This is a genomic window from Arthrobacter sp. R1-13 (genome assembly GCF_054161475.1).
The window spans coordinates 1,975,240-1,998,814 of the sequence record NZ_CP096420.1 but is presented as its reverse complement, the minus strand read 5'-3'; the positions used below and the strand labels follow the sequence as shown (position 1 = coordinate 1,998,814).

Here is a 23,575-nt window from a genome sequence, read left to right as displayed (position 1 = left end):
ACGAAGAAGCCATAGCGCTCTCGACGCCGGACGCCAGGTTACGTTTGCTGCGGACTTTCAGCGCTGAGCGCGTTGCGGAACTGACCGCCCATCTCCTGACGGAAGGCGTCGAAGTCGCCGTCCAAGGCAAGCGCAGCCAGTCTCTCGTGCTCAACGGCGATTTCATGGAGGTCGCTGTAAGTAGGGTGATCGACTGCAAAGTAGAGACGCAGCTTGTTCTCCCAACCGTTCCAAAGAGCCTGCAGGGCCGAGTTTCCCGAGAATTCGTAGAAGAGCCTGTGGAAGCGAAGGTGAGCATCAACGCTGCCCGGGATATCGTGAGTGTCCGTGGCCCGGTAAAGTTCCTCGATGGTTTGCTTCAGCCGAAGTTGTTCAGGGCCGCGCAAAGCCGGGGCCGAGAGCTCAGCAGCGTAAGGCTCCACGAGTAAACGGATTGCTGCGATCTCGGCGACGTCGCGAGCACTCACCTCCACAACGAACGATCCCCGGAAGGGGATCTTTACTACCAGCCCTTCTTCCTCAAGCTTGGTCAGCGCCTCACGCAGCGGGGACCGGCTGATTCCGAGATCGGCAGCAATGTGCGTCTCGCGCAGCTGTTCCCCTGGGGGCACAGTTCCATCCAGGATGGCTGTTCGGAGCACGCGGTACACGCCGTCCGGCGTCGTCGTCCGTTGTTCCTGCCACTTGAACTTGCCGTCCATAATTCCGCCCCTCTTGTCGATTGTCGATTATACAGCGCACTACCTAGGTATTCCGGGGTACTGCGCCTGCTGAGTTGCGGCGAGGTCCTCAACGGCTTTTTGCATATGGCGCTTGATGGCCGTGAGGAGACCTTCCCTGTCGCCGGCCTCCAGGCGATCCACGATATCTTGATGTTCCTCAACCAGAACCACCCTCTGTTCGTGCGAGAAAACCAAGTCGACGTTGCACATTCTTGATTCAGCTGCCAGCGTCTTGTAAATACGGATGAGACGGGAATTTCCCGCGCCCGAAACGAGGGCTGAATGGAACTGCAGCTCTAGGCCTGCCATTGTGTGCTGGTCGGACGTGTCCACCTGCTTCGCCATCTCATTCACAATTTCCTTCAGGACTTCACAGGTAGCTTTAATCTGCCGCGGGCTGCCATCCAACAGCCTGCCGGCCGCGGCGGAGTCGACGGACTCGCGGACCTTGTAGATCTCTTTAAGGTCATGCCTTTCAATTTGGGAGACGAACACTCCGTGGTTGCGCCGATAGACGAGGATCCCTTCCTGGCACAGACGCTGTACTGCTTCCCTGACAGGACTTCTGGACATGTTGAGCTGGCTCGCCAGGACGTATTCATTGATCTGTTGCCCGGGGCGGATGGATCCCTGGACGATTTGTTCGCGCAGATGATCAGCGATCAGTTGGGCTGTGGGTCTTTCCTCCAGGGCAAGCAGTTCTTCTGGTGCCACCATTGACATCCCACTCATCTCACGCTTTCTTCATACGGCAGCTCGTTGTGGCTGCAGGTTGGCCTAGCTCGTCTTGAAGCGTCCGGGCCTGACGAAATCCAGACCCTCGACCGTCCCCTTGCCGAGTGCTTCATAGGCGGCAATGTGACCGTAGCCGGTGGCATTTTTGAACCCTCCGCCGGAGAAACCTGTGGCGCCGTACATCCTGGTTGATTCACCGAACCATCCCAACAGTGGGTTCCGGTCCTCGGTGTAGAGTTCCGGGAAGGCATCGGAGCGGACGATCGTCGGGTTGAGACCGGGGAGGAAGTCCGAAATCGTTTCGGTGGTCTCCGTGATTTCTGCGAGGGTCAGATCCCTGGGTACTGCGTCAGCGAGAGGGGTTGGTCTGCCGCGGCCGTCCAAGGTTGCTTTGACTGTGACGCCGTCGACGGCGGGTGCCCCGTACATGGCGCGGTCCCCGGAGATCCGGCTGAAAGTAGGGAACCTTTCCGGGCTGAACTCTGCTCCGTCTCGGGCAACGAACCAGGTCAGGATAACCCTGCGCGTTTCCGTGTGCGCCTTTAGATAATCAGGCATGAGGTGCTGGGACCAGCCACCGGAGGAGACGATGACCTTCTCGAAGGTCCAGGACTTATCACCCGAGGTGATAACGACGCCGTCGGCCGATTCGCTGATGCTGTGGATCGGGGTGTCGGTGTGGATCGTTGCGCCGTTGGCCTCGGCAGCAGCGACGGCAGCGATGACTGCGCGGTCGGTGCGCAGGACCCCTGCGTTCGGATCGTAGACGGCGATGTCGTCCGGGCCGAGGTTGTGCTGCGGGTAGCGTTCGGCCATCTCCTCGCGGCTGAGGACTTCGTGTTCGGCGCCGTTGGCCGTTGTGGTTTCGAGCAGGGCTGAGAGGTAGGGCCCGTCTTTGGCCCCGATGGACAGGCCGCCGCAGCGTGTGAGGATGTCCTGTCCGGTTTCTGCTTCGAGTTCAGCCCACAGATCCCGTGAACGCTCCAGAATGGGGTACAGGTCAGGCAATCCACGGTAGATCATCCGGAAGAGCCGCGTGTCCCCGCCCACGGCGCTACGGCCGTGAGCAGGTACCTGGGCTTCGAACCCGACGACGGAGTCGGACAGGCGGGAGGCCTGCCAGAGTGCCATGCTTCCGATGCTGCCCAGTCCGATGACTGCCAGTTTTCCGTCCATGTTTAGAGCACCTGTTCCATGTCGGGTTTGCTTCTTTCGGTAGTTATTTGCTTAATGGACGGCTATTAGCGGATTGCGGCTTCGGTGATGGCTGATTCGCCGAGCCCCCAGTAGTCCAGGGATTCCTTGTATTCGGGGGTTTCGAGTACGGACTGGATGGCTGCCTGCAGGGCTGGGGTCAGGGGTGATCCCTTTTTGAGGCCCATGGCGACGTTGGTGTTGGTGCGGGTGTCCATGCGGGGTTCGAGGATGTGGAAGTGGTTGGGCTGCTGCTCGTTGGCCCAGGCCAGGGCGCTGGCGTCGTAGAAGACGCCGTCGATGCGCTTGGAGTCGAGCTGGGTGAGGGCTTCCTGGACGTTGGGCAGGGTGATGCCGTTGATGGCGGGCTGGCCCTTTTCCTCGCAGGTCCATTTGGAGACGTTGGGCAGGTGTTTGAGTTGCTGGGTGGAGCCCTTGGTCACGCCGATGTTCTTGCCGCAGAGGGTGTCGTTGGTCAGTTTGAGCGGGTTGTCCTTGGCTACGGCGACGGCGGAGCCGCCCTTGAGGTAGTTGATCATGTCCAGGACCTTGAGGCGTTCTTCGGTGGCGGACATGGTGGTGGCGGTGAAGTCGTAGCGTCCGCCGTCGATGCCGGGAATGATGGTGTCGAAGGCGGTGTTTTCGAACTTCAGCTTCAGGCCGAGTTTTTTGGCGACGAGGCGGGCGAGGTCGGGGTTGAGTCCGATCGGGGTGGAGTTGTCTTCCGCCAGGAAGGTCATCGGCGGGGAGCTCAGGTCCATGGCGACGGTGATTTCGCCCTTGGTTTTGAAGGACTCGGGCAGCAGTGCGACCGCGGTGGCGTCGGGCTGGACGCCTTCTGAGATGTCACGGGTGTTCTGTGTCTTGGGCAGGTCGGTTGCCTGCGTGCCGGTGCCGGTGGCTGCGCCGCCACAGGCAGTCAGGGCCACCATGACAGCGAGCCCCGCGGCCGCCGTCTGGATCTTGTTTGTAGTCTTCATGGTGTTCCTTCTAAGGGGTTGGGGGTGAAGGGTGGTGCGTGGGTTATTCGTGGAGTCCGGCGAGTCTGCTGCCGAATTTTGCCAGGAGCGAGGTCTTGGTGGAGTCCCTGCGCTCTTCCCACTGGTCAGCAAGTCCGAAGAGCCTGTACATGCCGTGGACACCGAGCCAGCGGAGGGGTTCCGGTTCCCACTTCCGTGAGCGGTAGCCGACCCAGGGGAGTGTTGTCCGTTCCGTTTTGTGTTCGAAGGCCAGTTCCGCGAGGGTTCTGCCGCCGACGTAGGCTGCGGTGACGCCGTGTCCTGCGTAGCCGGTGGACGATCCGATCCCGGATGCCTGGTCCCAGTGCACGCCGCCGTTCCAGTCACGGGTAACCCCGAGGACTCCGGACCAGGCGTGATCCACTTCGAAGGGGATACCGGGGAAGAAGGAGCGAAGCTTTGTAGAGATCAGGTCAATGGTGGACTGGGGTGTTGAACCAGCGCCTCCTGTGCCTGAGCCGTAGCGGTAAGGCGCTCCGCGGCCACCGATGGCGATGCGGCCGTCCGCTGTCCGCTGCGAATAGATGAAAGTGTGCGCGGAGTCGTTAAGGCACTGCGGCCCGTTCCAGCCAATCTGCTGCCACGCCTCTTCCGACAGCGGCTTGGTCACGATCATCGAGGAATTGATCGGTATCAGGGTCCTGCTGCCAAGCAGCTCTCCGGAATAGCCTTCGGTGCAGATGAACGTCTTGGCCGCGGTCACCCGCCCGTTGTTCACAGTGAGGGTCTTGTTCTCGATGCTGCCTACCCGGCTGCCTTCGTAAATGCTCACCCCCATCGAGGTCAGGGTCTCAGCGAGACCGTAGACAAGTTTCGCCGGATTTATCCGCGCGCAATGCTTATAGAAGAGCCCGCCGTGGACGGTGGAGATGTTGATTTGGCTTTGGAATTCGTTCCGGTCCAGCAGGTGGACGTCGTCCTCGGTCAGGCCGTACTTCCAGTCAGTGTCACGCCTGGTCACGAGCCGGCCCAGCCCCGCCTTGGTGTGGGCTGCGACGAGCGCGCCGCCCTTGTTCTGATCCGCATCAATGCCCTCGGCCCGGAGAATATCCAGGACGGAATCGACGCCGGCGACAAACTCCTGCTGCAGTGCAATGCTGGCGTCCAGCCCGCCGGAGGCGCGGGCGAAGGTGGCCCGGTTTCCTGGGGGCATTGCCGAGAGCCAGCCGCCGTTTCGTCCGGAGGCGCCGTAGCCGATCTGTTCTGCCTCAAATACCGCGACTTTGAGTGAGGGTTCGAGTTTCTTGGCGAAGTACGCAGCCCACAGGCCGGTGTAGCCGCCGCCGACAATTGCCAGGTCTACAGTGTCCTGACCTGTGAAGTGGGGATAGGTTGGCCTGCTGTCGGCGAGTCCGGCCATCCAAAAGCCGAGTTCTCCGTTTCGGGGTGTTGCCGCAAGCGCTGTCATGAGTTGTCCTTATTTGTCTGGGAACGGTTGTGGTGTTCAGGCTGCGGTGTATCCGCCGTCGACGGGCAGGACCGCTCCGGTGATGTAGGACGATTCCTTCGACGCCATGAAAAGGATGGCGTCGGCGATCTCTGCGGGGGTGGCCAGGCGCTGGAGCGGGATCTGGCCCTCGCGCTGGGCCCGGTAGGCTTCGGGGTCCTCCCTGCGCTGGAACGATGCTTCAATGATCGGCGTCGCGGTCAGCCCCGGTGCGACGACGTTCACACGGATGTTGCGTGACGCCCATTCGATCGCGGCGCCCTTCGCCAGCATGATCAGGCCTCCCTTGGCCGCGGAGTACAGGACTTCATCGGGCTTGCCGACCATGCCCAACCGGGAACTGACGAGGACGAACGAGCCCCCCGTGGCGGGCATCAGCGGCGCGAAGTGCTTCATCACCAGGAACGAGCTGAGCAGGTTGCTGTGGAGGACGTTCTTCGCATCCTCGTAGGCCATCTCTGTCAGCGGGCCGCTGACCTGCAGGCCGTGGTTGAGGACGACGACGTCCACGGTGCCGAAGGACTCGGCGGCCTGGCGTGCAAGGCTTTCGACAAAGGCCTCGTCATTGAGGTCTCCCGGGACGTACAGGTCCTCTGGCTGGGCGTTGTCGAGTTGGTCCCTGCGGCCGGTCAGCAGCAGCCGGGCACCTTCGTTGCGGAATTGGGAACACACTGCTTCCCCGATCCCGCTGTTGGCGCCGGTGACCAGGGCGGTGGTCTTATCAAGTCTCATGTCAGACATTCCTTCGTGGGGTTTAGTTCGGGGTGGTCAGTTGAGGAACCCGCGGGCGTCGACGGGCCACCGTTCCAGGGTTGTGCCGGTGCTGTCGGTGACGATGTACTCCTCGAAATTGACCACCACCGGGCAGACGTGGTTGGGGACCACGGGAAGCACCGTGCCGACGCTTGGGCGGAAGTCTCCGCCGGGCAGGGGGAGGAAGCCGTGGTATTCGTTGAGCCTGGACAGGACGGCGTTGGTGCCGGCAATGCCGCCGTAGCCGATCTCGGGGTTGCCTTCGCGGCCGAGGGCTTTGGTGCCGATGTCCAGGATGACCTGATCGGGGACCCAGTCGCTGACCACGGTGCCGGCGACGAACAGCGCGATCTGATCCGCGGTGCAGGCACCGAGCCTGGTGTTGTTCAAGTCGTTGAAGACGTACTCGCCGGGCCGGATCTCGGTGATGACGCTGTTGGTGGCGAATTCCACGGTGGGTGTGGAACCGGCGCTGACCACCTCAGGGGTGATTCCGGCTGCGGTGAGGCTGCGCACCGCCGTCACGAGCGCGGCATCCTGGTCACTTGCGGCACGCTTGCGGGCATCCGGACCGGCGCTCCCATGGCCCGGATAGGTAAAGACCCCGGCCGGCACCAGGCCGCGCTTTCGCGCGGCCAGGGCGAGATCGCCTGCGGCCTCGGGAGCAGCCCCGGAACGGCGGGCACCACAGTCGACCTCGATCACGACCTGCAGCAGCCCTGGCTCGTCCCCCATCGCATCGGCGAGGGCGTTGATTGCCGCGACGTTATCGGCGCCGACTCGCAGCCGGGTGGTTTCGGCGAGTTTGCGGATCCGGGGACCTTTCGTTCCGGCGGCCCAGACCGGGTAGGCGATGAAGATGTGGTCGAACCCGGCGGCTGCGAAGACCTCTGCCTCACCGACGTTGCCTGCGGTGATTCCGACCGCCCCGGCTTTGACCTGGCGCCGCCCGATTTCGACGCACTTGTGGGTCTTGACGTGCGGCCTGACGTCGAGGTTCTGAGCGTTGGCGAAGGCCTGCATGCGGTCGATGTTCTCCTGCATCACGTGCGCCAGCACGATCGGTGAGGGGCTATCGATTCGCTCGAGGAGAGCCTCGAGTGCTGATTGAATGCGGTTCACGCTGTACTCCTTGTAATTCTGTTTATGAATCGAGGAACGCGGTGCTGGCCTCCTCGGATGCTGATTGTTCGGGACCCGCTGCAGCGGGTCCCGAACAACATCGCCGTCGCGCGTTGCCGCCGTCGTGCCTGTTACTAAACTGCCGTGCAGATCATCTGGATCTCTACCGGCGTGTTCAGGGGCAGCCCGGCGACCCCGATCGCAGTGCGGGCGTGCCGACCGTTCTCGCCCAAGACCTCGATGAGCAACTCACTGGCCGCGTTGGCGACCTTTGACTGCAGACCGAAGTCCGGCCCACTGGCCACGAAGACCAGCATCTGCACGATCCGGACGCGGTCCAGATCGCCTACCGCCTGCACAGCGGCAGCCAGGCAGTTCAGCGCGCAATGGCGCGCGAGCTCTCGCGCCGTCTCCAGGTCCACGTCCCGGCCCACAACGCCCTGTCCCAGCAGCACACCGTCCTTGAACGGCAGCTGGCCGGAGATATGGATGCTGGAGTCCACAGCCCTGTGATCCACGTAGTACGCATTATCAGCGAGGACGGGCAGCTCCAGGCCCAGGGCCCCGAGACGATCTGAAGCCCAGTGGCCCTTTACGGTTTGTGGCAGTGGCAAACTCATCTGTACAGGTCTCCCTTAGGAGGCTGCGGGGCGCGGCAGGCCGAAGAGGACGGGGAGGTCGGCGATGTCGGTGATCCGCTCGTAGCCGAGCCAGTGCTCGTCGTGCTCGAAGCCGCGGTCGACATACACCTTGTTCTTGATGTCCATGATGGCCGCGGGGCGGTGGTCGTACATCGGGCTCGCGGAAACGTGCACGATCTCATCCGGTGTCACACCAAGCTTGTCGAACATGTACTCAAACGCACCGAGCCGCGGCTTGTACATCCCCATCTGCTCGGCGCTGATGATGACCTCGAACGGGGCCTTGAGGTTCTCTGCAAGTTGCACAGCATGCGCGGTGTCGCTGTTCGTGATGATGACCAGCGGAACCGCCTCAGCCAGGCGGTTCAATGCCTCTGTGACACGCGGGTACGGCTGAAAAGAGGGGACAATCTCATAAACCGCCCGTGCGTCAGCCGCATGGAACTCCAGACCGAGCCGACGCGAGGCGCGTTCCATCGAGTCGGCGACAATCTGGTGGAACGGCTTGTACTCGCCAGTGCACTCATCGATGCGGTACGCCTTGCAGGCCCGCAGGTAATCATCGGCGATCTCAGCCGGCAACCGGTTACCCAGGACCTTACGGATCGCATCGTTGATAGCGAATTTGATCAGCGTTCCGTTCATGTCGAACGTCACGAACTTCGGCTTGGTTTCGAATTCGAATGCCATTTCATCCTCCAAATTATTGATGTTTCGTCGATTGTCGACGGCACATTGGTAACTGCGTCGATTGTCGACGATACGCGCTTGGTTGGGGGGTGTCAACGATTCATTGTGACGCTTTGGGGAAGAAGGAGCAGGAGTACGTAGTACGTAGTACGTCAGGGGCAGCATGATCAGCGACGACGGGGACGTGGTGACCGACTGGTGCATCCAGGGCCTCGGCTTGATCATGCGCTACACGTGGCACGTCAACCCGCTGATCCTGCAGGGAGTACTTCAGCAGGTCCTCCCGGAGGTCCAGACGCCCAGCCCCGGACCATTACGCTAGACCTTTAGTCGCGCAAGGCCGGCGTCCCCCGGACATGCGGGACATGCCGACCTGGAAGAAGCTGTCTGCCGGTGCACGAAGCCGCTTCGATAGGAAAATTTGTGAAATTTGTCGTCATATTTCGGACCCCCTGCAGTTGGCAAAATGACTGTGGGCCACGAGCTTTCGAAAATCACCGGCTTCAGACTTTTCCAACAAAGGTGCACACTACTTCGTTGAGCTCCAGGCTGATCTGGAGGAGCGGCTGAGCCGGAACGAAACGGAAGTCAGGTTGTCACACAAGGCATCCAAGCGGGATATAAAAAGTTCCAGGAAGCGTTTGTTGGAAGACGACAAGAAATACAAGCTGAATTCTGACGGCGGTTCTTTCATCAAAAATAACTACCTCAAAATAGATAACACGAACTTATCCGCACTCGAAACTGCCCGGATAATTGCAGACGAATTCGCATTCACGCCGAAGATCGGATGACCGACGAGCTACGCGCGCCGGTAGAACAGATGCTCGATGCCGCGGACGCCGAACTGACCTCTTGACGCGGGTACATCCCAGCTGCAAGCACCAGGTCAAGCGCGCAGTCGACTGCAGGGATGTCCGGGGGCCAGCGTCGAAACGCGAGTGCGATAGACGCGTACTGATCCAATAGAGTAGGATTGTCAACAATTCACGATCCACTGGAAGGAAAAATCATGCGTCCATACGTATACGTCCCTGCCGCTGAGGTTCAGGGCGAACTCGAGCCTAACGGCTACCGCGCCGGCTACGACTCAGGTGACCCCAAGACGGCAATCCTGAAGTTCGACACCGAGGTCAAGACCGGCGTCTGGGAGTGCCAGCCTGGCGGCTGGGACATAACCCCCCGCGAGGACACCGAGCTCTGCTACATTGTGAGCGGCCGCGTGACCGTCACCGACAACGCCACCGGCAACGTTTATGAAGTGTCTGCCGGCGACGTGGTGGTTCAGCCCAAGGGCTGGACGGGCCGCTGGGAGGTCACCGAGACCATCCGCAAGGTTTACTGCCACGGCTTCGACTGATCGTCGTCTAACCTCACGCCGTGCTAACGGGCCGTACCCTCATTGAGGGTGCGGTCCGCCTGCGTCTCCGGCACTGTAGCAGGATCGAGTCGCGTCGTTGAGCGCTCCAGCAGCCCGGACGGGCCGGTGACCTCTCAAATCACTCGGCCACTTTCGGATTTGCCATTGCGTCGCATCCTTGAGGGATCTGCGGCCGCTCTGTCACCATCCGCTGCGGGTAGGGGTATGCCCTTGCCGTGAGTCTTCGGGCATCGGCATTTCGGCCCGCAGCCCCAGGAGCCGGATGGGGCGATCCGGCTCGATCTTCGCCGCGAGGTCGAGGGTGCGTGCGAGCACTTCTGCCGGGTCCGACGTCTGGGGGATCCTCCGGCCGTACGTCTTGGTGAGGAACGGGGCGTAGCGGACCTTAAGCGTCAGCCCGATCACCGGCCGCCCCTCGGCCGCGACATCTTCCAGGACCTGCGCCGCCAACTCCCTGACGGCGTCGTGAATCTGCCCGGACTCAGTCAGATCCCGCTGGAAGGTGGTTTCGCGGCTGTGCCCGCGGGCCACCCAAGGCGTGTCATCGACTGTCCGTGCGCCGTCACCCCGCCCGAGCTGGGCATACCAGGGGCCCATCTTCGGACCGAACTCGGGGACAAGGTCATCAGGATTGGACGCTGCAAGCTGTGCAACCGTCTCGATGCCGAGCGTGGCAAGGCGACGCGACACCTTCGTACCCACGCCCCACAGCTCGATCGTCGGCCGGCTCCCCATGACCTCGAGCCAGTTAGCATGCGTGAGCCGGAAGACGCCGGCTGGCTTGCCGAACGTCGTCGCAACCTTGGCACGGACCAGAGTGTCACCGATGCCCACGCTGCAGTGCAACCGGGTCTCCTCAAGGACCGCCTGCTGCAATCGCCGGGCGTACGCCTCGGGATTCTCCGTCAGCACCCCAACGAAAGCTTCATCCCAGCCGAGCACCTGGACCGTGGCGCCCGGTTGCGAGTGGAGCACCGACATGACTTTTTCGGACACAGCGAGGTAAGCATCAGCGTCCACGGGCAGGATGACGGCGTCGGGCACTTTTCGTGCTGCGATGCGCAGCGGCATTCCCGAGCCGACGCCGTACTTCCTTGCTTCGTAGGACGCCGTCGAGACTACCGCCCGTTCCGTCGGATCACCGCGGCCGCCAACGATCACTGCCTTCCCGGCAAGCTCGGGCCGACGCAGCACTTCGACAGCTGCTATGAACTGGTCAAGGTCCACATGCAGCACCCATGGTTCGATCACAGCCCCAGTCTGCCCCGGGAGGGCGCTCCGCACCACCGTTTATCTGCAGTCCCTCTTCGATTCGGAAGCCATTGATTGCTGAGCAGACGCCCTTTTGAACCTCCAAAAGGGCACCTACTCAGCAATCGACGCTGAAGGAAAGTGAGCTATCCGGTGACGCCCGTGAGTTCGTTAGGCGTCTCTTTCAGGGTGCCCGAACCGGTGATCTTCCCTGACTCGATATCCACAGCATGGATAGTATTTTTGGACGGTTCCGTGATGAAGGCTGTGTGCTCATTCACGAAAACCGTCGGCCGGGGATCCTGCCACTTCAGAGGCTCTTCCCAAGGCGCAACCACCGGGATGGTCTTGGTTACCGCTGCTGTCTTCGGATCGATGACGTGGAGGGCGCCGTCTGTGCCGAGCACCAGACCTTCACCGTGCGGTCCGCGGGCCAGTGAGCGGAAGCTGTAGCTGGTTCCCAGGTCCACCAGAGTGAGTTCCTTGGTCTTGGTGTTGATCAGTGAAATCTGCTCTGGGCGCTCAAGTTCGGCATCCTTCTCCTGCTTGTAGTCGCCCAGAGTCACCGCGGATTCCTCGGAGCCAGCCTGGTTACCGATGCGGCCGTACTTGGTGGGGCTTTCCAGTTTGGTGATCTCGCCCTTCAAGTAAATCAGGACCCCCGTCTGGCAACCGATGACCACCGCTTCTCCGGAGGCCGCGGCTTCGCCGTGCACGCCCGGGCAGTTCTCGTTCCTGGCGATTTCCTTGCCGTCCTTGTCGAAGACAACGATGCCCGGGCGTTCTTTCTCATTGCCCAGGGTGAGGACCAGTTCACCGTTGGAGAGTTCGACGGCGACACCGTGGTGGGCTTCCGCGGCCTTGTGGATCTCCGTCTTCGGCTGCCCGTTGGCTAGGCTGCTCGATTCGAAAATGGTCACCTCTCCAGTTCCATCGCTGAAGAGGATGGTCTTGCCATCGTGGCGGACCACGTGCCCCGGCTTGCTAGCGGGGAAGTTGATGTCCGTCATGGCCGGGGCTTGGGCATAGTGCTTGTCGCCCTCGCTCCACGCACCGGTATCCAGCACCTTGAATCCCTCGGTGGTGGCGATGATGACGTGGCGGCCGTCTCCTGCAGCGTTTACACGGTTGAAGCCGTCCATCGGAAAGTCGCCGAGGACCTCGAACGTCTTCCCGTCGAGGACTTTAACACCGCCTTCGTAGGTGGTTACGAGGCGGGCGACCGCATCGGCAACAGTGGACGCGCTGGCTGACGGGCTCGTGGTGCTGCTCCCGGCCGGGGTGGCGTTAGCTCCGCAGCCTGTGAGCAGCAAGCCTGTGACGGCCAGGGCTGTTACTAGGCGGGCGGGTGTAGTGCGGTAATGCATGCGTGTTTTTTCCTTTTCCTATGGGTTGACGAGTGATCACTCAAGACAATGCTTTGGTGATGCGCTCAGTGTTGGACCGCATCATTTCGAGATAGGTGTGTGCACCGGATCCTTCTATTCCCAGAGATTCAGTGAAGAGTGGGACCACGGTGATGTCCTGTCCAGCTTCCGCGGCGAGCACTTTCGCCAGGCGTTCCGGTTGGGAGGAATCTGCGAAGATTGCAACCACGCCTGCTTCGCGGATCTTGCCGGTGAGGTCGTTGAGATCAGCCGAACTGGGGGAGGCCAAGGTGGTTCCGCTAGGGATGACCGCTCCGATGACATCGAAACCGAATCGCTGTGCCAGATAGCCGAAGACGTGGTGGTTGGTGATGAGCTTGCGCTTGCCGGGATCTATGCTGGCGAAACTTTCTTCCATTGAAGCCTCAAGCTTGTCCAGCTCTGCGGCATAGCTGGCCGTCTGGGAGCGCACAGCCGCGCCGTCAACTCCGTCCACGTGCTCCACGATGCTGTCCGCGATTGCCTCAGTGGCCAGCGCCACCCGGGACGGGTCCGTCCAAAAATGGGGGTCTGCAGCGCTGTCACCGTCATCGTGGGTGAAATTCAGAGGTTCGACGGCGTCCATGGTGGCCAGCGTGGGGACGCCTTCTGCCGCGGCGGCCTCCACGTGGTTGAGGACCCCCTCCTCCAGGCCTGCGCCGTTGTGGATGACAAGATCGGCGTTCTCGATGACGGCGGCCTGCTGAGCTGAGATGCCGAAGGAGTGCGGATCGGCATTAGATTCCATCAACACCACGACCTCCGCCTGGTCTCCCACCAGGTTGCGGGTTATGTCGCCCAGGATATTGGTAGTGACGACGACGGCGGGCCGCTCTGCCGTTGCTGCCGAACACCCGCTCAGCGCGAGGCCAAGCGCCAGAAGGGCCGCGGCCGCCCTGGCTGCTGTGCCGCGCTTCACAGTCCCGTCTCCAGTACGACGTCGGCGGCGGGAACGTTGAAGGTCCGGGCGACCCGGAGCCCGTCCGCGTAGTCGATTTCGCGGACTGTTGAACCGGCAGGGTCGCTGAGGTAGGCCCGGGCGGCGTCAATATGGAGCTGCGGGATGGTGCCTTCTTGTGCCGAAAGGGGTTTGAGCATTGCCGCTTGGGCGGTCACTTCTCCGGAGGACGGATTGATGGTCATCAGAGAACCGTCGACGCCGAGGGCCAGCACGCGTTTGGTGTCGCCCACGGCTGAGGCAGCGACCACCGGAAGGGGAGTCTTCAGGTATTTCCAGGTACGTTGTGACACGTTCAGGTGCCAGACGCCGCCGTCGCCTGCAAACGCGGCGAGTTCGTTGGAGCCCGGTCGGTGAGCAAGACGTGTTGCGGGGGGAATGCCGGCTGCGTCGGCAGGGTACACGATCTTCTCCGCCTCGAACTTGCCGTCGTCCTCGGTGATGAGCAGGGCACCATCCTTGCATGCCAGCACCACGCCAACCCGGGTAGTGGCATGCGCTAATGAACCGGCGCACTGCTGTTCGCCGAGCACCACGTTGTTCTTGGCGTCGCGGACCTCCACTGCGCCGGCAGCGGTGCCCTCGCCTGCAATGCTGGCGACAAAGTGCCCTTCGTAGGGGATCACAAAGCCCTTGTGAGCCGTGGTGGTGATACGCGCAGCTTCGACGACAACGCCAGAGTCCAGGTCCTTGTGCTCGTAGATGGAAGCGTAGCCACCGGATTCGGAGAACACCGCCAGGGAAATGCCGTCTCCGGCCACAACACCAGGATCCGGAACGGTGATGTTGCCCACCTGACGGGGCTCGGAGCTGTAGTAGTGCATGTGGTCACCGTGGTCCACCGTCCACGCACCGGTATCGAACACCTTGACGGCGTCTGACGTAGTGACCAGCGCGTAACGGCCATCCTGCTGGACGGCGTCGATGGCGCCGAACGTCCCGGCGTCGACCGTCTTTTCAGTAAGGAGGGAGAGCAGTTGCGATTGCCCGGTTTCCCGGTCGAAGGTAAGCAGGCCGGTCTGCGGCTCGCTGTTCTCCTGTGCCCCTGCGATATAGCCGTGGGGCGTAGCGTCGGTTGTAGGAGCGGTCTGGTTGCCTGGGCTGTTACCCGCGCAGGCAGAAAGCAGCATCGGGAGGCCAAGCAGAAGGGAAGAGAGTTTACGGGTGGTGCGGTGCACTGGAAAGGGGCTCCAATTCTGGCTCTGATACGGGGGTGAGGGGGGAAGCGTCTGCGGGTGCCGGCAGGACGTCTTTACGGACGGTGGCGCGGGGGATCGTGGCATCCTTGCGGACCGCGGATCGGGCGAGGGCGGAAACGAAGTAGGACAGGGCCGCAACGAGGGCAATGGTTGCGCCGGCGGCGGTTGATGCGTACCAGGAGATCCAGAGACCGGCGACCACGCTGGCGACGCCGATCACGGAGCCAAGGATCATGACCGTCCGGATCGTCTTTGCCCACACCAGGGCAGCCGCGGGCGGAGCGATGAGCAGGCCAAAGACCAGGAGTGTTCCTACGACCTGGAATGACGCGGCCACGGCGAGGGTGATCAGGCACAACAACACGAAGTGGGCGAGCCGGGGCCGCAGCCCAAGGGTTGCCGCCTTCTGCTGGTTGAACGCTGCCGCCATGAACGCGCGGTGGAAGACAGCAGCCGCTGCCAGGACGAAGATCCCAACGACCGACAGCACCATAATGTCCGTGGTTCCAACGGCGAGGACGTCGCCAAAGAGGGTGCCGGTGAGATCCACAGCGAATGAGCCCGAGGCCGACACGATGATTACCCCGAGCGACAACATCACCACGAACAACAATCCGATGGCGGTGTCCTGGGAGACCTTGCGGTTCCGGGTGATGGCGGAGACCCCGGCCGCCGTTGCCGCCGCGCTCAAGGCTGCACCAAGGATGAGGTTGCCGCCCAGCAGTGACGCGATGGCGATGCCGGGCAGCAGCCCGTGCGACATCGCGTCGCCAAGGAAGGCCATTCCCCGTACTACCACCCAGGTTCCGACGACGGCGCAGACGACCGCGACCAGGGCGCCGCCGAGCACGGCGCGTTGTACAAATGAAGCGCTCAGGGGATCAAATAACCATTCCATCGTCGCTCATCGTACACTAGCTAATGAGACTTATTCGCAATAAGAAAAGAGACGAAATGTCTTCGGTGATCTTCAGGAACGCTGGATTTGCCTACCCGGACAGGCAGGCTTTAGCCGACGTGTCGCTTGGCTTCGAACCGTCAACCCACACCGTGCTGACGGGGCAGAACGGATCCGGGAAGTCAACACTGCTCGCGCTCACGGCGGGGGTGCTGCGGCCGACACAGGGAACAGTATCCGTCACCACCACACAACGGGCCGCTTTCGTCATCCAGCAGGCGCGGACACCTGAATCCATGCCCTGCACTGTCCGCCAGGCAGTGGAAATGGGCAGATGGCCGCACCGGCGCGGATTACTGCCACTGCGGGCCCTGGACCGGCAGGTGGTCGCAACGGCGATGAAGAGAATGGGGATCGCGGACCTTGCCAACCGTCAGCTCAGCGAACTCTCAGGCGGTCAGCACCAGCGGACGCTCGTCGCACAAGGGCTGGCGCAGGAATCGGACGTCCTCATCCTGGACGAGCCCACGACTGGCCTGGACCGGGCAGCATACCAACTGATCAGAACAGCGATTGATGAAGAATTACGGCGCGGTGTGACCGTCATTGAGTCATCCCATGACTTGAGGGATATCGAACGCGCGGGCAGAGTCATCACCCTCGATCGGGGACGAGTCAACTCCGATACCCGGCAGAAGCCGCGGACGCCGGGATTGGACGCGCAGGCGCCCCGCAGGATTGCCTGCGGGGCGCCTGGATAAGACAGGGGGATGGGTGGCTAATTCTTTTGGCCGGGCACCTCGGTATCGATGTATGACCCGGGGCGGCTAACTGCGCGGCCGTCCCCCTGGCAGCCGCACTTGGCGTCGATTTCCAGCCGGACTGTAACGGGTTCCGCATCTTCGAGGCTGACGGTAAACGAGGTGTTGCCTTCACCTGATATGCGAAGGACCTTTTCTTTTTGCTGGGAGTCGTGCATTTGCTTCCGTTCTTCTAAAGGCAAGAGGACAAGGGGAGGCCGAAGATCCTGACACCGGAGGGCCAGGATCTTCGGCCGCCGTATCTAGTTGGTTCTGTCGTTCCCCGGGCAGGGTGTCCCGTCCGAACAACCGTCGTGGTGTTCATGCCTGGTAACGAGGTCGAACTGGACATGGCCGTGTTGCTCCACGCCCGTACGGATCGCACGTTCCATCACATTGGTGGCCAGACGTTGCCGCAGCGCCAGCGGGTCGCGGCGGAGGTCCTTGACGAGGGCAAAGCACAGCAGCAGCATCACCACCACGAAGGGAAGGGCGGCGACGATGGTGATGCGTTGGAGGCCGGACAGGGCCTCGGAGGGCACGTCTCCGCCCGCCAGGAGCATGACGGCGGCGACGGCCCCGGTGAGGGTGCCCCAGAAAATGACCACTCCGCGGCGGGGTTCCTCGGCGCCGTTGGAGCTGAGCGATCCCATCACGATGGAGGCCGCGTCTGCGCCGGTGATAAAGAAGATCCCTACCAGGACCATTGCCAGGACGATGACTGCCGCGACAGCCCAGGCCGGCATGCCCAGGTTCTTGACCAGATCGAAAAGGGCGCCGTCGAAGCTAACGGACGGGACGCCGTCGACCATGGTGACCAGGCCGGGCGTGCCGGCCTTATCGGCTTCCTGCTGCACATGGAAGGCGGTGCCGCCGAAGATGCCGAACCAGATCACACTGACGACGCTGGGCACCAGCAGCACGCCGGTGACAAACTGACGGATGGTGCGCCCGCGGCTGATCCGGGCGATGAACATGCCCACGAAGGGTGTCCAGGAGACCCACCAGGCCCAGTAGAAGATGGTCCAGCCAGACATCCAGCTGCGCAGCGCCTCGTCGCCCACCGCTTCGGTCCGGGAGGACATTTCGGCGAGGTCCCTCGCGTAGTCGCCGACTGCTGCGGGGATCAGGTTGAGAATGAAAAGGGTGGGTCCTGCAACGAAGACGATCAGGGCCAGGATCACGGCCAGGACCATGTTGATATTGGAGAGCCACTGGATTCCGCGGCTGATGCCGGAAACGGCGGAGGCGACGAAACAGGTTGTCAGGACGGCCACGATGGCCACGAGCACCGGAGTGCCGATTTCCCCCACCCAACCGTTGGACGTCATGCCGCTGCCGATTTGCAAGGCGCCAAGGCCCAGCGATGCCGCCGTGCCGAAGAGCGTGGCGAAAATGGCAAGGATATTGATGAATTTGCCGACAGGACCTTCAACTACGCGGATGCCAAAAAGGGACGTGAAGGCAGCGGAGATCAGCTGTTTGCGCCCCAGCCGGTAGGTTCCGTAGGCCATGGCTATACCCACCACTGCGTACATGGCCCACGGGTGCAGGGTCCAGTGGAAGATTGACGTGGCCATTGCAGTCTGGATGGCAGCCGGGGTGCTGCCGTCAACGGTTCCCGGCGGCGGGGAAACGTAGTGGTAGAGAGGCTCGGCCACGCCGTAGAACATCAGGCCGATGCCCATGCCGGCGGCGAACATCATGGCCACCCAGGAGACGGTGCGGAATTCGGGCTTCTCGCCGTCCTTGCCCAGCGGGATGTTGCCGAACTTGCCCAAGGCCAGCCACAGCACAAAGATGACGAAGAGGGAGGCCAGGACCATAAAGAGCCATCCGGTGTACTCCATAACCCAACCCAGGGCGCTCGTCGAGGAGGCTGAGAGGCTGTCCCGGCCAACGAATCCCCAGATCACGAAGGCGACGGCAATGGCGCCTGTGATCCCAAAGGTGACTTTGTCCAGGGTGAGTTTCGTCTTCCGGCGTGCCGAAACGGCCTGCTCGGTTTTGGCATTGCGAAGCTCTTCCAGGATCTGGTCGTATTCTTCTGAATCCGGCAAAGTGCTGGCAGTTCCATCCTCAGGGATGAGCACGACTGCGTCGATACCGTCCTCTGAAGCCAGTTCCTCGATTCTTAGCCTATCCGCGTCAGCTTCGCTGACGGGAGGTTTCTTGGGGGGTTTTGTGTCGCTGTTTATAGCCATGATTTGGTCCTTTGCTTGGGAGTCATGGACTGCGTGTTTTAGAGGTGACCGTTGACCGTCAGTCCGGCAGGAAGGTTGGGGGTTCCGTGGATTCGGTGATCATGATGTCGCCGTTTGTGACTTTGACCTCATGGGACCGGACGGGCAGTTTGGCTGGTGGGGCATTGATTTTCCGGTTTGCGGGCAATCGGCGGAGCCGTGCCAAGCCGAAGTGCCAACCCTGGAGCGAGTTCACTGAGCGGGCAGGGCTTGTGCACGTTGCACCTTTCCAGGGTCGGGGAACAGATAGCGAATGCTGCAGGGGGAACCTCTATAACGTTCCGCATGGGACAACAGAATTCGCGCTAAGCAACAGCGTGCGCCTCGTCACACTCAATGTCAAGATATTTCTGAGCCTCCAAACCACCCTTGACAGTAAGCGTGGCCCTACGTCCCGTGTTGCAGATGCTGATAGCTGTTGCGCAATGAGCAATCGAGATGACTTTGGAAGGGTCACTCTGTAGAGACACCAGCGGTCGTGGGAGCTTCCTTGGCCGACCTGTCGGTAGCAAGGGCCGCCCGCGGGGTCTTGAGCTTTGCGGCCACCTCAGCGGAGCTCCTCCAGCGCATCAACCAGCAGGACTTCAACGCCGCCAGGGTGCGGGGTCACCGTTGCGTGTAGCCCATTTTCTCGCTGATCCGCAGTCCCGCTTCGCGGAGGGATGTGATGAGCTCGGGGACCTTTTCGGCGTCGAAGCGGAAGGCCGGTCCTGAAATGCTCACCGAGCCAACTACTGCGGCCACGTGGTTATAGACCGGAACAGCAAGAGCGTTCAAGCCGATCTCGAGTTCCTCTCTCGACTCCGCATACCCGTTATGGGCGACATCCAGCAACTGCTTTTCCAGTGCTTCCCGGCTGGTGATGGTGCGGGGTGTGCGGGCAGACAGGCCAACCTCATCAAGGATCTTCCGGCGTTCATCGGCGGGCAGCGCTGCCAGAAAAACCTTGCCACTGGAAGTGGCATGGAGAGGGGTCAGGCCTCCGACCCAGTCGTGCGTGGCCAGACTGGAGGGTCCAAGCGCCTGGTCAACGTTGACGGCGTAACCTGAACGCAGGACTGCAAGGTTGACCGTTTCCTTGCTCTGATGCGCCAGATGCTCCAGGATCGGCCGGGCCTCCCGTACCAGGCTGAGGCGGGCGGGGATGGAGGCTGCGAGACGAAGGATGCCGAAGCCAAGCTGATACTTTCCACGGCCGCTGTTCTGCTGGACCATTTCAGAGCCCGCAAGGGATTCGAGCAGCCGAAAGACGGTGGACTTGTGAACCCCCATTTCCTCCGCGATGTCACTCACGCCTGCATGTCCGTCGCGTGAGAGGATCTCGAGGATCTGCAGGGCACGGTCAACGGACTGCACGCCGCCAGCCTGCCCGTTTGCATTCTTTTGGGCGTCAAGGTCATTTCTGGCCATGATCCACACCTACGTCTTTCTGTGGCCAAACAAGAGGCTGAAAACACCCGCCTTGTGTTTGATCCTAGACCGGAATGGTTAGACCCCCGCAATTCCCCTGTTACAACGGAAGCATGTGTCCGTTCACTCTTGCGGCCTAGATGACGTCAAAGCAGGACATGGTTCTCCTCTCGGCTCACGTTCTGCGGGCGGCCCAGCCTCTCCCTGCCGGCATAGACATTCAGGCTGTGTCCCCGGCTGAAGCCCACCAAGGTCACTCCGGTCTCGACGGCGAGATCTGCGGCCAGGCTTGACGGCGCACTCACGGCAGATAAGACAGGAATGCCCGCCATAGCTGCCTTCTGGACAAGCTCGAAGGAGGCCCGTCCTGAAACCTGAAGGACGGTGCCGCTCAACGGCAACAGGTTCTGGCGTAACGCCCAACCTACAACTTTGTCCACGGCGTTATGGCGTCCAACATCCTCACGGAGACAGAGTAACTCCGGGGTGGTGCCGTCCACTTTGAACAGGCCGGCCGCATGCACGCCGCCCGTCTTATCGAACACCGCCTGGGCTTCGCGAAGCCGCTCCGGGAGTTCGGCGAGGACATCCACGGGAATCCGCAGCGCGTCACGGGACGGGTCAAAGCGAAGGGTCTTGCGGACGGAATCGATCGAGTCCGTCCCGCAGATGCCGCAGGAGCTTGAAGTGTAGACATGCCGCATGGTGTCGGGCATGGGAACATCCGGTCTCAGCTGGGCATCGATGACGTTATACGTCTGTTCTGCCCCCGCATCTCCGCTGCAAAAGCGCAGTGATACCAGCTCGGAGTGGGAGCTGATGATGCCTTCCGAAACCAGAAACCCCGCCACAAGGTCAAAATCGTCCCCAGGGGTCCTCATGGTGACCGCGAAAGAGCGGCCGCTGATACGGATTTCCAGGGGCTCCTCAGCGGCAAGTAAGTCTTCTTTGAACCGTACCGGGTATTCAGTGCCGGATCCGTCGAGGTGGAAGCGATGGATCCTCCGGCGTTGAGTCATGCGTGCCATGTGGTGCTCCGCACTCGGTTGGCGGTGGACAGGATCGTGTTGTTGGACTTTGTCCAAGGGAGCGGGAGCACAGAAACCGTCTCGCCGGACAGGACTCCGCCAGGGGGAACAGCCATGACACCATCAGCTGCGGCCAGTCCACGGAGCATTCCGGGGCCGGTGTGCGGGACGGGAAAGGCCAACCCCTCGATGAGCCTGAAGGGAATCAGGCGAGTACGGCCGGGGCAGGGATCAACGTCTGCTGCAGACGTCACCTGCCCGATGGCGGAGAGGGACCTTCCTCCCAGTGCATCCAGCAGTGGTGCACCAATACTGATGAGGGCCATCATTGCTGCCAAGGGGTTGCCGGGCAGTCCGACGACGAAGCGGCCGTCCGGCAGCCCGGCCAGGACAGCCGGGTGGCCGGGGCGCATGGCGATGCCATCCAGCAGCAGGTGTCCGCCGAGAGCGGCGATGGCATTGCGAAAATGATCTGTCCCGGAACATCCGGTTCCACCAGTGGTGATGGTTACGTCCGGCCTTGGTCCGGGTAATGTTTCTGAGCCGCCCAATGCCGTGAGCCATTCACCGTAGGAATCCCCGACGCGCAGGGAGCCGGCGGGTGTGCCGCCCAGAAGGGAAATGACTGAGCCCAGCTGGGGACCAAAAGCGTCTCTGACATGTCCTGGTTCCGGAACACCCGCCGTCACTACTTCGGCACCGGTCAGTACGATTCCAACCAGCGGTTTGCCCCGCACCTGGAGATGGTCATGGCCGGCCACGGCTGCGAGCGCAACGTGGCCGGGGTTCAATTCCGTACCGGCGGGGATCAGCACTTCACCGGCCGCAGCTTCTTCGCCGGCAGGACGGATATGGCGGCCCTGACCCGGCTCACCGTGCTTTGCAGCGTCATTAAGCCGCAGGAGAGTGTTGCCTGCAGCGTCTTGGTGAATCTCCCCGCTTTCTTTGCGGAGTATCGACGTGGCACCGGCAGGTACCAGCCCGCCTGTCGCTATGACGCCGGCACTCCCGGGTAGGAGAAATTTCCTTTTGTCGGTAACGACCCATGGACCGCATCCGCTAATGGCCCAGCCGTCCATGGCAGAGGAGTCGTAGTGGGGGAGCTCCTGCAGGGCGGCGACGTCGCGGGTCAGGGTGCGGCCTGCTGCCGATGAGAGCGGGACCTCCACCGGTGCGAGCGGGGCAGCGCAATCGAAAGCCAGCTGGCGCGCTTCGGACCAGGTGGGGGAGGCATGCTCGGATGGGCCCCAAGCAGGGAGCAACTTCGATGTGCGACTGCTCATGGTGGTTTCCTGGACGAGCAAAGGTGCCCCTTTTCTGAAGGTAATGATGCACTGAAAGGTGGGGCCGGAGAATGTGGGATCGCACCATACGGTGCTTGCCCCGATCTCCGGCCCCGTTAGCGGCCTGCTACGCCTTGACGTATCCATTCGGGTTGAGCACGAACTTAGTTGCCGAGCCGGCGTCGAATTCCGCGTATCCGCGCGGCGCTTCATCGAGCGGGATTGCCTTGGCGTTCACTGCCTCGGCAATCTGCACCTTGTCATGCAGGATGGCCATCATCAGTTGGCGGTTGTACTTCATCACCGGGCACTGGCCAGTGGTGAAGGACAGGGATTTCGCCCATCCGGTTCCCAGCGACAGCGAGAGGGACCCGTGCTGGGCCGCCTCGTCGATTCCGCCGGGGTCACCGGTCACGTAGAGTCCCGGGATGCCCAGGGCGCCACCTGCTGCAGTGATGTCCATGAGGGAGTTCAGCACAGTGGCCGGCGCTTCGTGCGAGGCGTCCTTGCCGTGCCCGCGGGCTTCGAATCCGACTGCGTCCACGCCACAGTCCACTTCGGGCACGCCGAGGATCTGCTCAATTTGGTCCTTCGGGTCACCCTTGGAGACGTTCACCGTTTCGCATCCGAAGGACCTGGCCTGAACGAGGCGGTCTTCGTTGATGTCTCCGACAATGACCACTGCCGCACCAAGCAGCTGCGCACCGACGGCGGCCGCCAGGCCCACCGGACCCGCGCCTGCGATGTAGACAGTGGAACCGACGCCCACTCCTGCCGTGACTGCTCCGTGGAAGCCAGTGGGGAAGATGTCCGAGAGCATGGTCAAGTCCATGATCTTCTCCAAGGCCTGGTCCCGGTCGGGGAACTTCAACAGGTTCCAGTCTGCGTAGGGAACCAATACGTACTCCGCCTGGCCGCCAACCCAGCCGCCCATGTCCACGTAGCCGTAGGCGCTGCCGGGCCTGTCGGGGTTAACGTTCAGGCAGATACCTGTCTTGCGTTCCTTGCAGTTGCGGCAGCGGCCGCAGGAGATGTTGAAGGGCACGGAGACGATATCGCCGACCTTAATGAATTCGACATCCGGGCCGACTTCCACCACCTCACCGGTGATTTCGTGCCCCAGGACCAAGTCCCGCGGCGCCGTGGTCCGGCCGCGCACCATGTGCTGGTCCGACCCGCAGATGTTGGTGGTAACCGTGCGGAGGACCACACCGTGGCGAACCTTCCGGCCGACATTGGCGGGATTGACGCCGGGTCCATCCTTAAGTTCGAACGTCGGGTAGTCGGTATTGATGATCTCGACGACGCCGGGTTCCTTATAGGCAACGGCTCTGTTTCCTGACATGGACACTCCTTTGGATACGGGGGTGGTGCTGGGATTTTGATGCCAGGCCT

General features: G+C 62.0%; 23 protein-coding genes. 3 read left to right on the top strand and 20 right to left on the bottom strand.

The window, feature by feature from the left end:
* Nucleotides 1–38 precede the first annotated feature (38 nt).
* From M1D88_RS09105 to M1D88_RS09065, 9 genes are all read right to left on the bottom strand, one after another.
* Nucleotides 39–701, bottom strand: coding sequence for a GntR family transcriptional regulator (locus tag M1D88_RS09105; RefSeq protein ID WP_458114189.1), 663 nt, complete (start codon nt 699–701; stop codon nt 39–41).
* Nucleotides 702–740: 39 nt separating this feature from the next.
* Nucleotides 741–1,439 (bottom strand): GntR family transcriptional regulator, encoded by a 699-nt coding sequence (locus M1D88_RS09100; protein ID WP_458114188.1) that lies wholly within the window; start codon nt 1,437–1,439, stop codon nt 741–743.
* A 60-nt stretch (nt 1,440–1,499) separates the two neighbouring features.
* The gene (locus M1D88_RS09095; protein WP_458114187.1) at nt 1,500–2,633 is read right to left on the bottom strand and encodes an FAD-dependent oxidoreductase; all 1,134 of its coding nucleotides are present in this window, start codon (nt 2,631–2,633) and stop codon (nt 1,500–1,502) included.
* A gap of 65 nt (nt 2,634–2,698) precedes the next feature.
* Nucleotides 2,699–3,631 (bottom strand): ABC transporter substrate-binding protein, encoded by a 933-nt coding sequence (locus tag M1D88_RS09090; protein WP_458114186.1) that lies wholly within the window; start codon nt 3,629–3,631, stop codon nt 2,699–2,701.
* A 43-nt stretch (nt 3,632–3,674) separates the two neighbouring features.
* Nucleotides 3,675–5,078 (bottom strand): NAD(P)/FAD-dependent oxidoreductase, encoded by a 1,404-nt coding sequence (locus M1D88_RS09085; RefSeq protein ID WP_458114185.1) that lies wholly within the window; start codon nt 5,076–5,078, stop codon nt 3,675–3,677.
* A 36-nt stretch (nt 5,079–5,114) separates the two neighbouring features.
* Nucleotides 5,115–5,849 carry an SDR family NAD(P)-dependent oxidoreductase gene (locus M1D88_RS09080; RefSeq protein WP_458114184.1) on the bottom strand — a complete coding sequence of 245 codons (735 nt, stop codon included), beginning with the start codon at nt 5,847–5,849 and terminating at the stop codon, nt 5,115–5,117.
* Nucleotides 5,850–5,885: 36 nt separating this feature from the next.
* A complete protein-coding gene (locus M1D88_RS09075) occupies nt 5,886–6,992 on the bottom strand; it encodes an alanine racemase (protein ID WP_458114183.1) in 1,107 nt (368 codons plus the stop codon).
* Between the two features lie 134 nt (nt 6,993–7,126).
* Nucleotides 7,127–7,612: a RidA family protein gene (locus M1D88_RS09070; protein WP_458114182.1), complete on the bottom strand. Its 486-nt coding sequence runs from the start codon at nt 7,610–7,612 to the stop codon at nt 7,127–7,129.
* Nucleotides 7,613–7,627: 15 nt separating this feature from the next.
* A complete protein-coding gene (locus M1D88_RS09065) occupies nt 7,628–8,323 on the bottom strand; it encodes a haloacid dehalogenase type II (RefSeq protein WP_458114181.1) in 696 nt (231 codons plus the stop codon).
* 163 nt (nt 8,324–8,486) lie between these two features.
* On the opposite strand from M1D88_RS09065, the gene M1D88_RS09060 reads away from it, so the two are divergent.
* Together M1D88_RS09060 and M1D88_RS09055 are read left to right on the top strand one after the other, a co-directional pair.
* Nucleotides 8,487–8,645 (top strand): hypothetical protein, encoded by a 159-nt coding sequence (locus M1D88_RS09060; RefSeq protein ID WP_458114180.1) that lies wholly within the window; start codon nt 8,487–8,489, stop codon nt 8,643–8,645.
* A 690-nt stretch (nt 8,646–9,335) separates the two neighbouring features.
* Nucleotides 9,336–9,683, top strand: a complete 348-nt coding sequence (locus M1D88_RS09055; RefSeq protein ID WP_458114179.1) for a cupin domain-containing protein — start codon at nt 9,336–9,338, stop codon at nt 9,681–9,683.
* A gap of 201 nt (nt 9,684–9,884) precedes the next feature.
* On the opposite strand, the gene M1D88_RS09050 is transcribed toward M1D88_RS09055, so the two are convergent.
* From M1D88_RS09050 to aztB, 5 genes are all read right to left on the bottom strand, one after another.
* Nucleotides 9,885–10,955 (bottom strand): DNA polymerase IV, encoded by a 1,071-nt coding sequence (locus M1D88_RS09050; RefSeq protein WP_458114178.1) that lies wholly within the window; start codon nt 10,953–10,955, stop codon nt 9,885–9,887.
* A 146-nt stretch (nt 10,956–11,101) separates the two neighbouring features.
* Nucleotides 11,102–12,322, bottom strand: coding sequence for a zinc metallochaperone AztD (gene aztD, locus M1D88_RS09045; protein ID WP_458114177.1), 1,221 nt, complete (start codon nt 12,320–12,322; stop codon nt 11,102–11,104).
* Between the two features lie 40 nt (nt 12,323–12,362).
* The gene (gene aztC, locus M1D88_RS09040; RefSeq protein ID WP_458114176.1) at nt 12,363–13,280 is read right to left on the bottom strand and encodes a zinc ABC transporter substrate-binding protein AztC; all 918 of its coding nucleotides are present in this window, start codon (nt 13,278–13,280) and stop codon (nt 12,363–12,365) included.
* Entirely contained in the window at nt 13,277–14,497 is a 1,221-nt protein-coding gene (locus M1D88_RS09035; RefSeq protein WP_458114175.1) for a hypothetical protein, read from the bottom strand. The genes aztC and M1D88_RS09035 overlap by 4 nt, the downstream gene beginning before the upstream one ends.
* Entirely contained in the window at nt 14,478–15,416 is a 939-nt protein-coding gene (aztB, locus tag M1D88_RS09030) for a zinc ABC transporter permease AztB (RefSeq protein ID WP_458114174.1), read from the bottom strand. The genes M1D88_RS09035 and aztB overlap by 20 nt, the downstream gene beginning before the upstream one ends.
* A 56-nt stretch (nt 15,417–15,472) precedes the next feature.
* On the opposite strand from aztB, the gene aztA reads away from it, so the two are divergent.
* A complete protein-coding gene (aztA, locus tag M1D88_RS09025) occupies nt 15,473–16,177 on the top strand; it encodes a zinc ABC transporter ATP-binding protein AztA (protein ID WP_458114173.1) in 705 nt (234 codons plus the stop codon).
* 17 nt (nt 16,178–16,194) lie between these two features.
* On the opposite strand, the gene M1D88_RS09020 is transcribed toward aztA, so the two are convergent.
* The 6 genes from M1D88_RS09020 to fdhA all read right to left on the bottom strand — a co-directional run bounded on the left by M1D88_RS09020 (nt 16,195) and on the right by fdhA (nt 23,525).
* Nucleotides 16,195–16,395: a hypothetical protein gene (locus tag M1D88_RS09020; protein WP_458114172.1), complete on the bottom strand. Its 201-nt coding sequence runs from the start codon at nt 16,393–16,395 to the stop codon at nt 16,195–16,197.
* Between the two features lie 84 nt (nt 16,396–16,479).
* Entirely contained in the window at nt 16,480–18,420 is a 1,941-nt protein-coding gene (locus tag M1D88_RS09015) for a BCCT family transporter (protein WP_458114171.1), read from the bottom strand.
* A 645-nt stretch (nt 18,421–19,065) separates the two neighbouring features.
* Nucleotides 19,066–19,869, bottom strand: a complete 804-nt coding sequence (locus M1D88_RS09010; protein WP_458114170.1) for an IclR family transcriptional regulator — start codon at nt 19,867–19,869, stop codon at nt 19,066–19,068.
* A 146-nt stretch (nt 19,870–20,015) separates the two neighbouring features.
* A complete protein-coding gene (gene fdhD, locus M1D88_RS09005) occupies nt 20,016–20,897 on the bottom strand; it encodes a formate dehydrogenase accessory sulfurtransferase FdhD (RefSeq protein ID WP_458114169.1) in 882 nt (293 codons plus the stop codon).
* On the bottom strand, nt 20,885–22,180 hold the full coding sequence (locus M1D88_RS09000; RefSeq protein WP_458114168.1) for a molybdopterin molybdotransferase MoeA: 1,296 nt from the start codon (nt 22,178–22,180) through the stop codon (nt 20,885–20,887). Before M1D88_RS09000 ends, fdhD begins: the two co-directional genes overlap by 13 nt.
* 127 nt (nt 22,181–22,307) lie before the next feature.
* On the bottom strand, nt 22,308–23,525 hold the full coding sequence (gene fdhA / locus M1D88_RS08995) for a formaldehyde dehydrogenase, glutathione-independent (RefSeq protein WP_458114167.1): 1,218 nt from the start codon (nt 23,523–23,525) through the stop codon (nt 22,308–22,310).
* Nucleotides 23,526–23,575: the final 50 nt, after the last annotated feature.

Coding starts and splice junctions, on each gene's coding strand:
- fdhA (WP_458114167.1), bottom strand. CDS start 23,525: ATGTCAGGAAACAGAGCCGTTGCCTATAAGGAACCCGGCGTCGTCGAG.
- M1D88_RS09085 (WP_458114185.1), bottom strand. CDS start 5,078: ATGACAGCGCTTGCGGCAACACCCCGAAACGGAGAACTCGGCTTTTGG.
- M1D88_RS09010 (WP_458114170.1), bottom strand. CDS start 19,869: ATGGCCAGAAATGACCTTGACGCCCAAAAGAATGCAAACGGGCAGGCT.
- M1D88_RS09020 (WP_458114172.1), bottom strand. CDS start 16,395: ATGCACGACTCCCAGCAAAAAGAAAAGGTCCTTCGCATATCAGGTGAA.
- aztB (WP_458114174.1), bottom strand. CDS start 15,416: ATGGAATGGTTATTTGATCCCCTGAGCGCTTCATTTGTACAACGCGCC.
- aztD (WP_458114177.1), bottom strand. CDS start 12,322: ATGCATTACCGCACTACACCCGCCCGCCTAGTAACAGCCCTGGCCGTC.
- M1D88_RS09055 (WP_458114179.1), top strand. CDS start 9,336: ATGCGTCCATACGTATACGTCCCTGCCGCTGAGGTTCAGGGCGAACTC.
- M1D88_RS09100 (WP_458114188.1), bottom strand. CDS start 1,439: ATGGTGGCACCAGAAGAACTGCTTGCCCTGGAGGAAAGACCCACAGCC.
- M1D88_RS09015 (WP_458114171.1), bottom strand. CDS start 18,420: ATGGCTATAAACAGCGACACAAAACCCCCCAAGAAACCTCCCGTCAGC.
- M1D88_RS09060 (WP_458114180.1), top strand. CDS start 8,487: ATGATCAGCGACGACGGGGACGTGGTGACCGACTGGTGCATCCAGGGC.
- M1D88_RS09105 (WP_458114189.1), bottom strand. CDS start 701: ATGGACGGCAAGTTCAAGTGGCAGGAACAACGGACGACGACGCCGGAC.
- M1D88_RS09065 (WP_458114181.1), bottom strand. CDS start 8,323: ATGGCATTCGAATTCGAAACCAAGCCGAAGTTCGTGACGTTCGACATG.
- M1D88_RS09070 (WP_458114182.1), bottom strand. CDS start 7,612: ATGAGTTTGCCACTGCCACAAACCGTAAAGGGCCACTGGGCTTCAGAT.
- M1D88_RS09090 (WP_458114186.1), bottom strand. CDS start 3,631: ATGAAGACTACAAACAAGATCCAGACGGCGGCCGCGGGGCTCGCTGTC.
- M1D88_RS09000 (WP_458114168.1), bottom strand. CDS start 22,180: ATGAGCAGTCGCACATCGAAGTTGCTCCCTGCTTGGGGCCCATCCGAG.
- fdhD (WP_458114169.1), bottom strand. CDS start 20,897: ATGGCACGCATGACTCAACGCCGGAGGATCCATCGCTTCCACCTCGAC.
- aztA (WP_458114173.1), top strand. CDS start 15,473: ATGTCTTCGGTGATCTTCAGGAACGCTGGATTTGCCTACCCGGACAGG.
- M1D88_RS09095 (WP_458114187.1), bottom strand. CDS start 2,633: ATGGACGGAAAACTGGCAGTCATCGGACTGGGCAGCATCGGAAGCATG.
- M1D88_RS09080 (WP_458114184.1), bottom strand. CDS start 5,849: ATGAGACTTGATAAGACCACCGCCCTGGTCACCGGCGCCAACAGCGGG.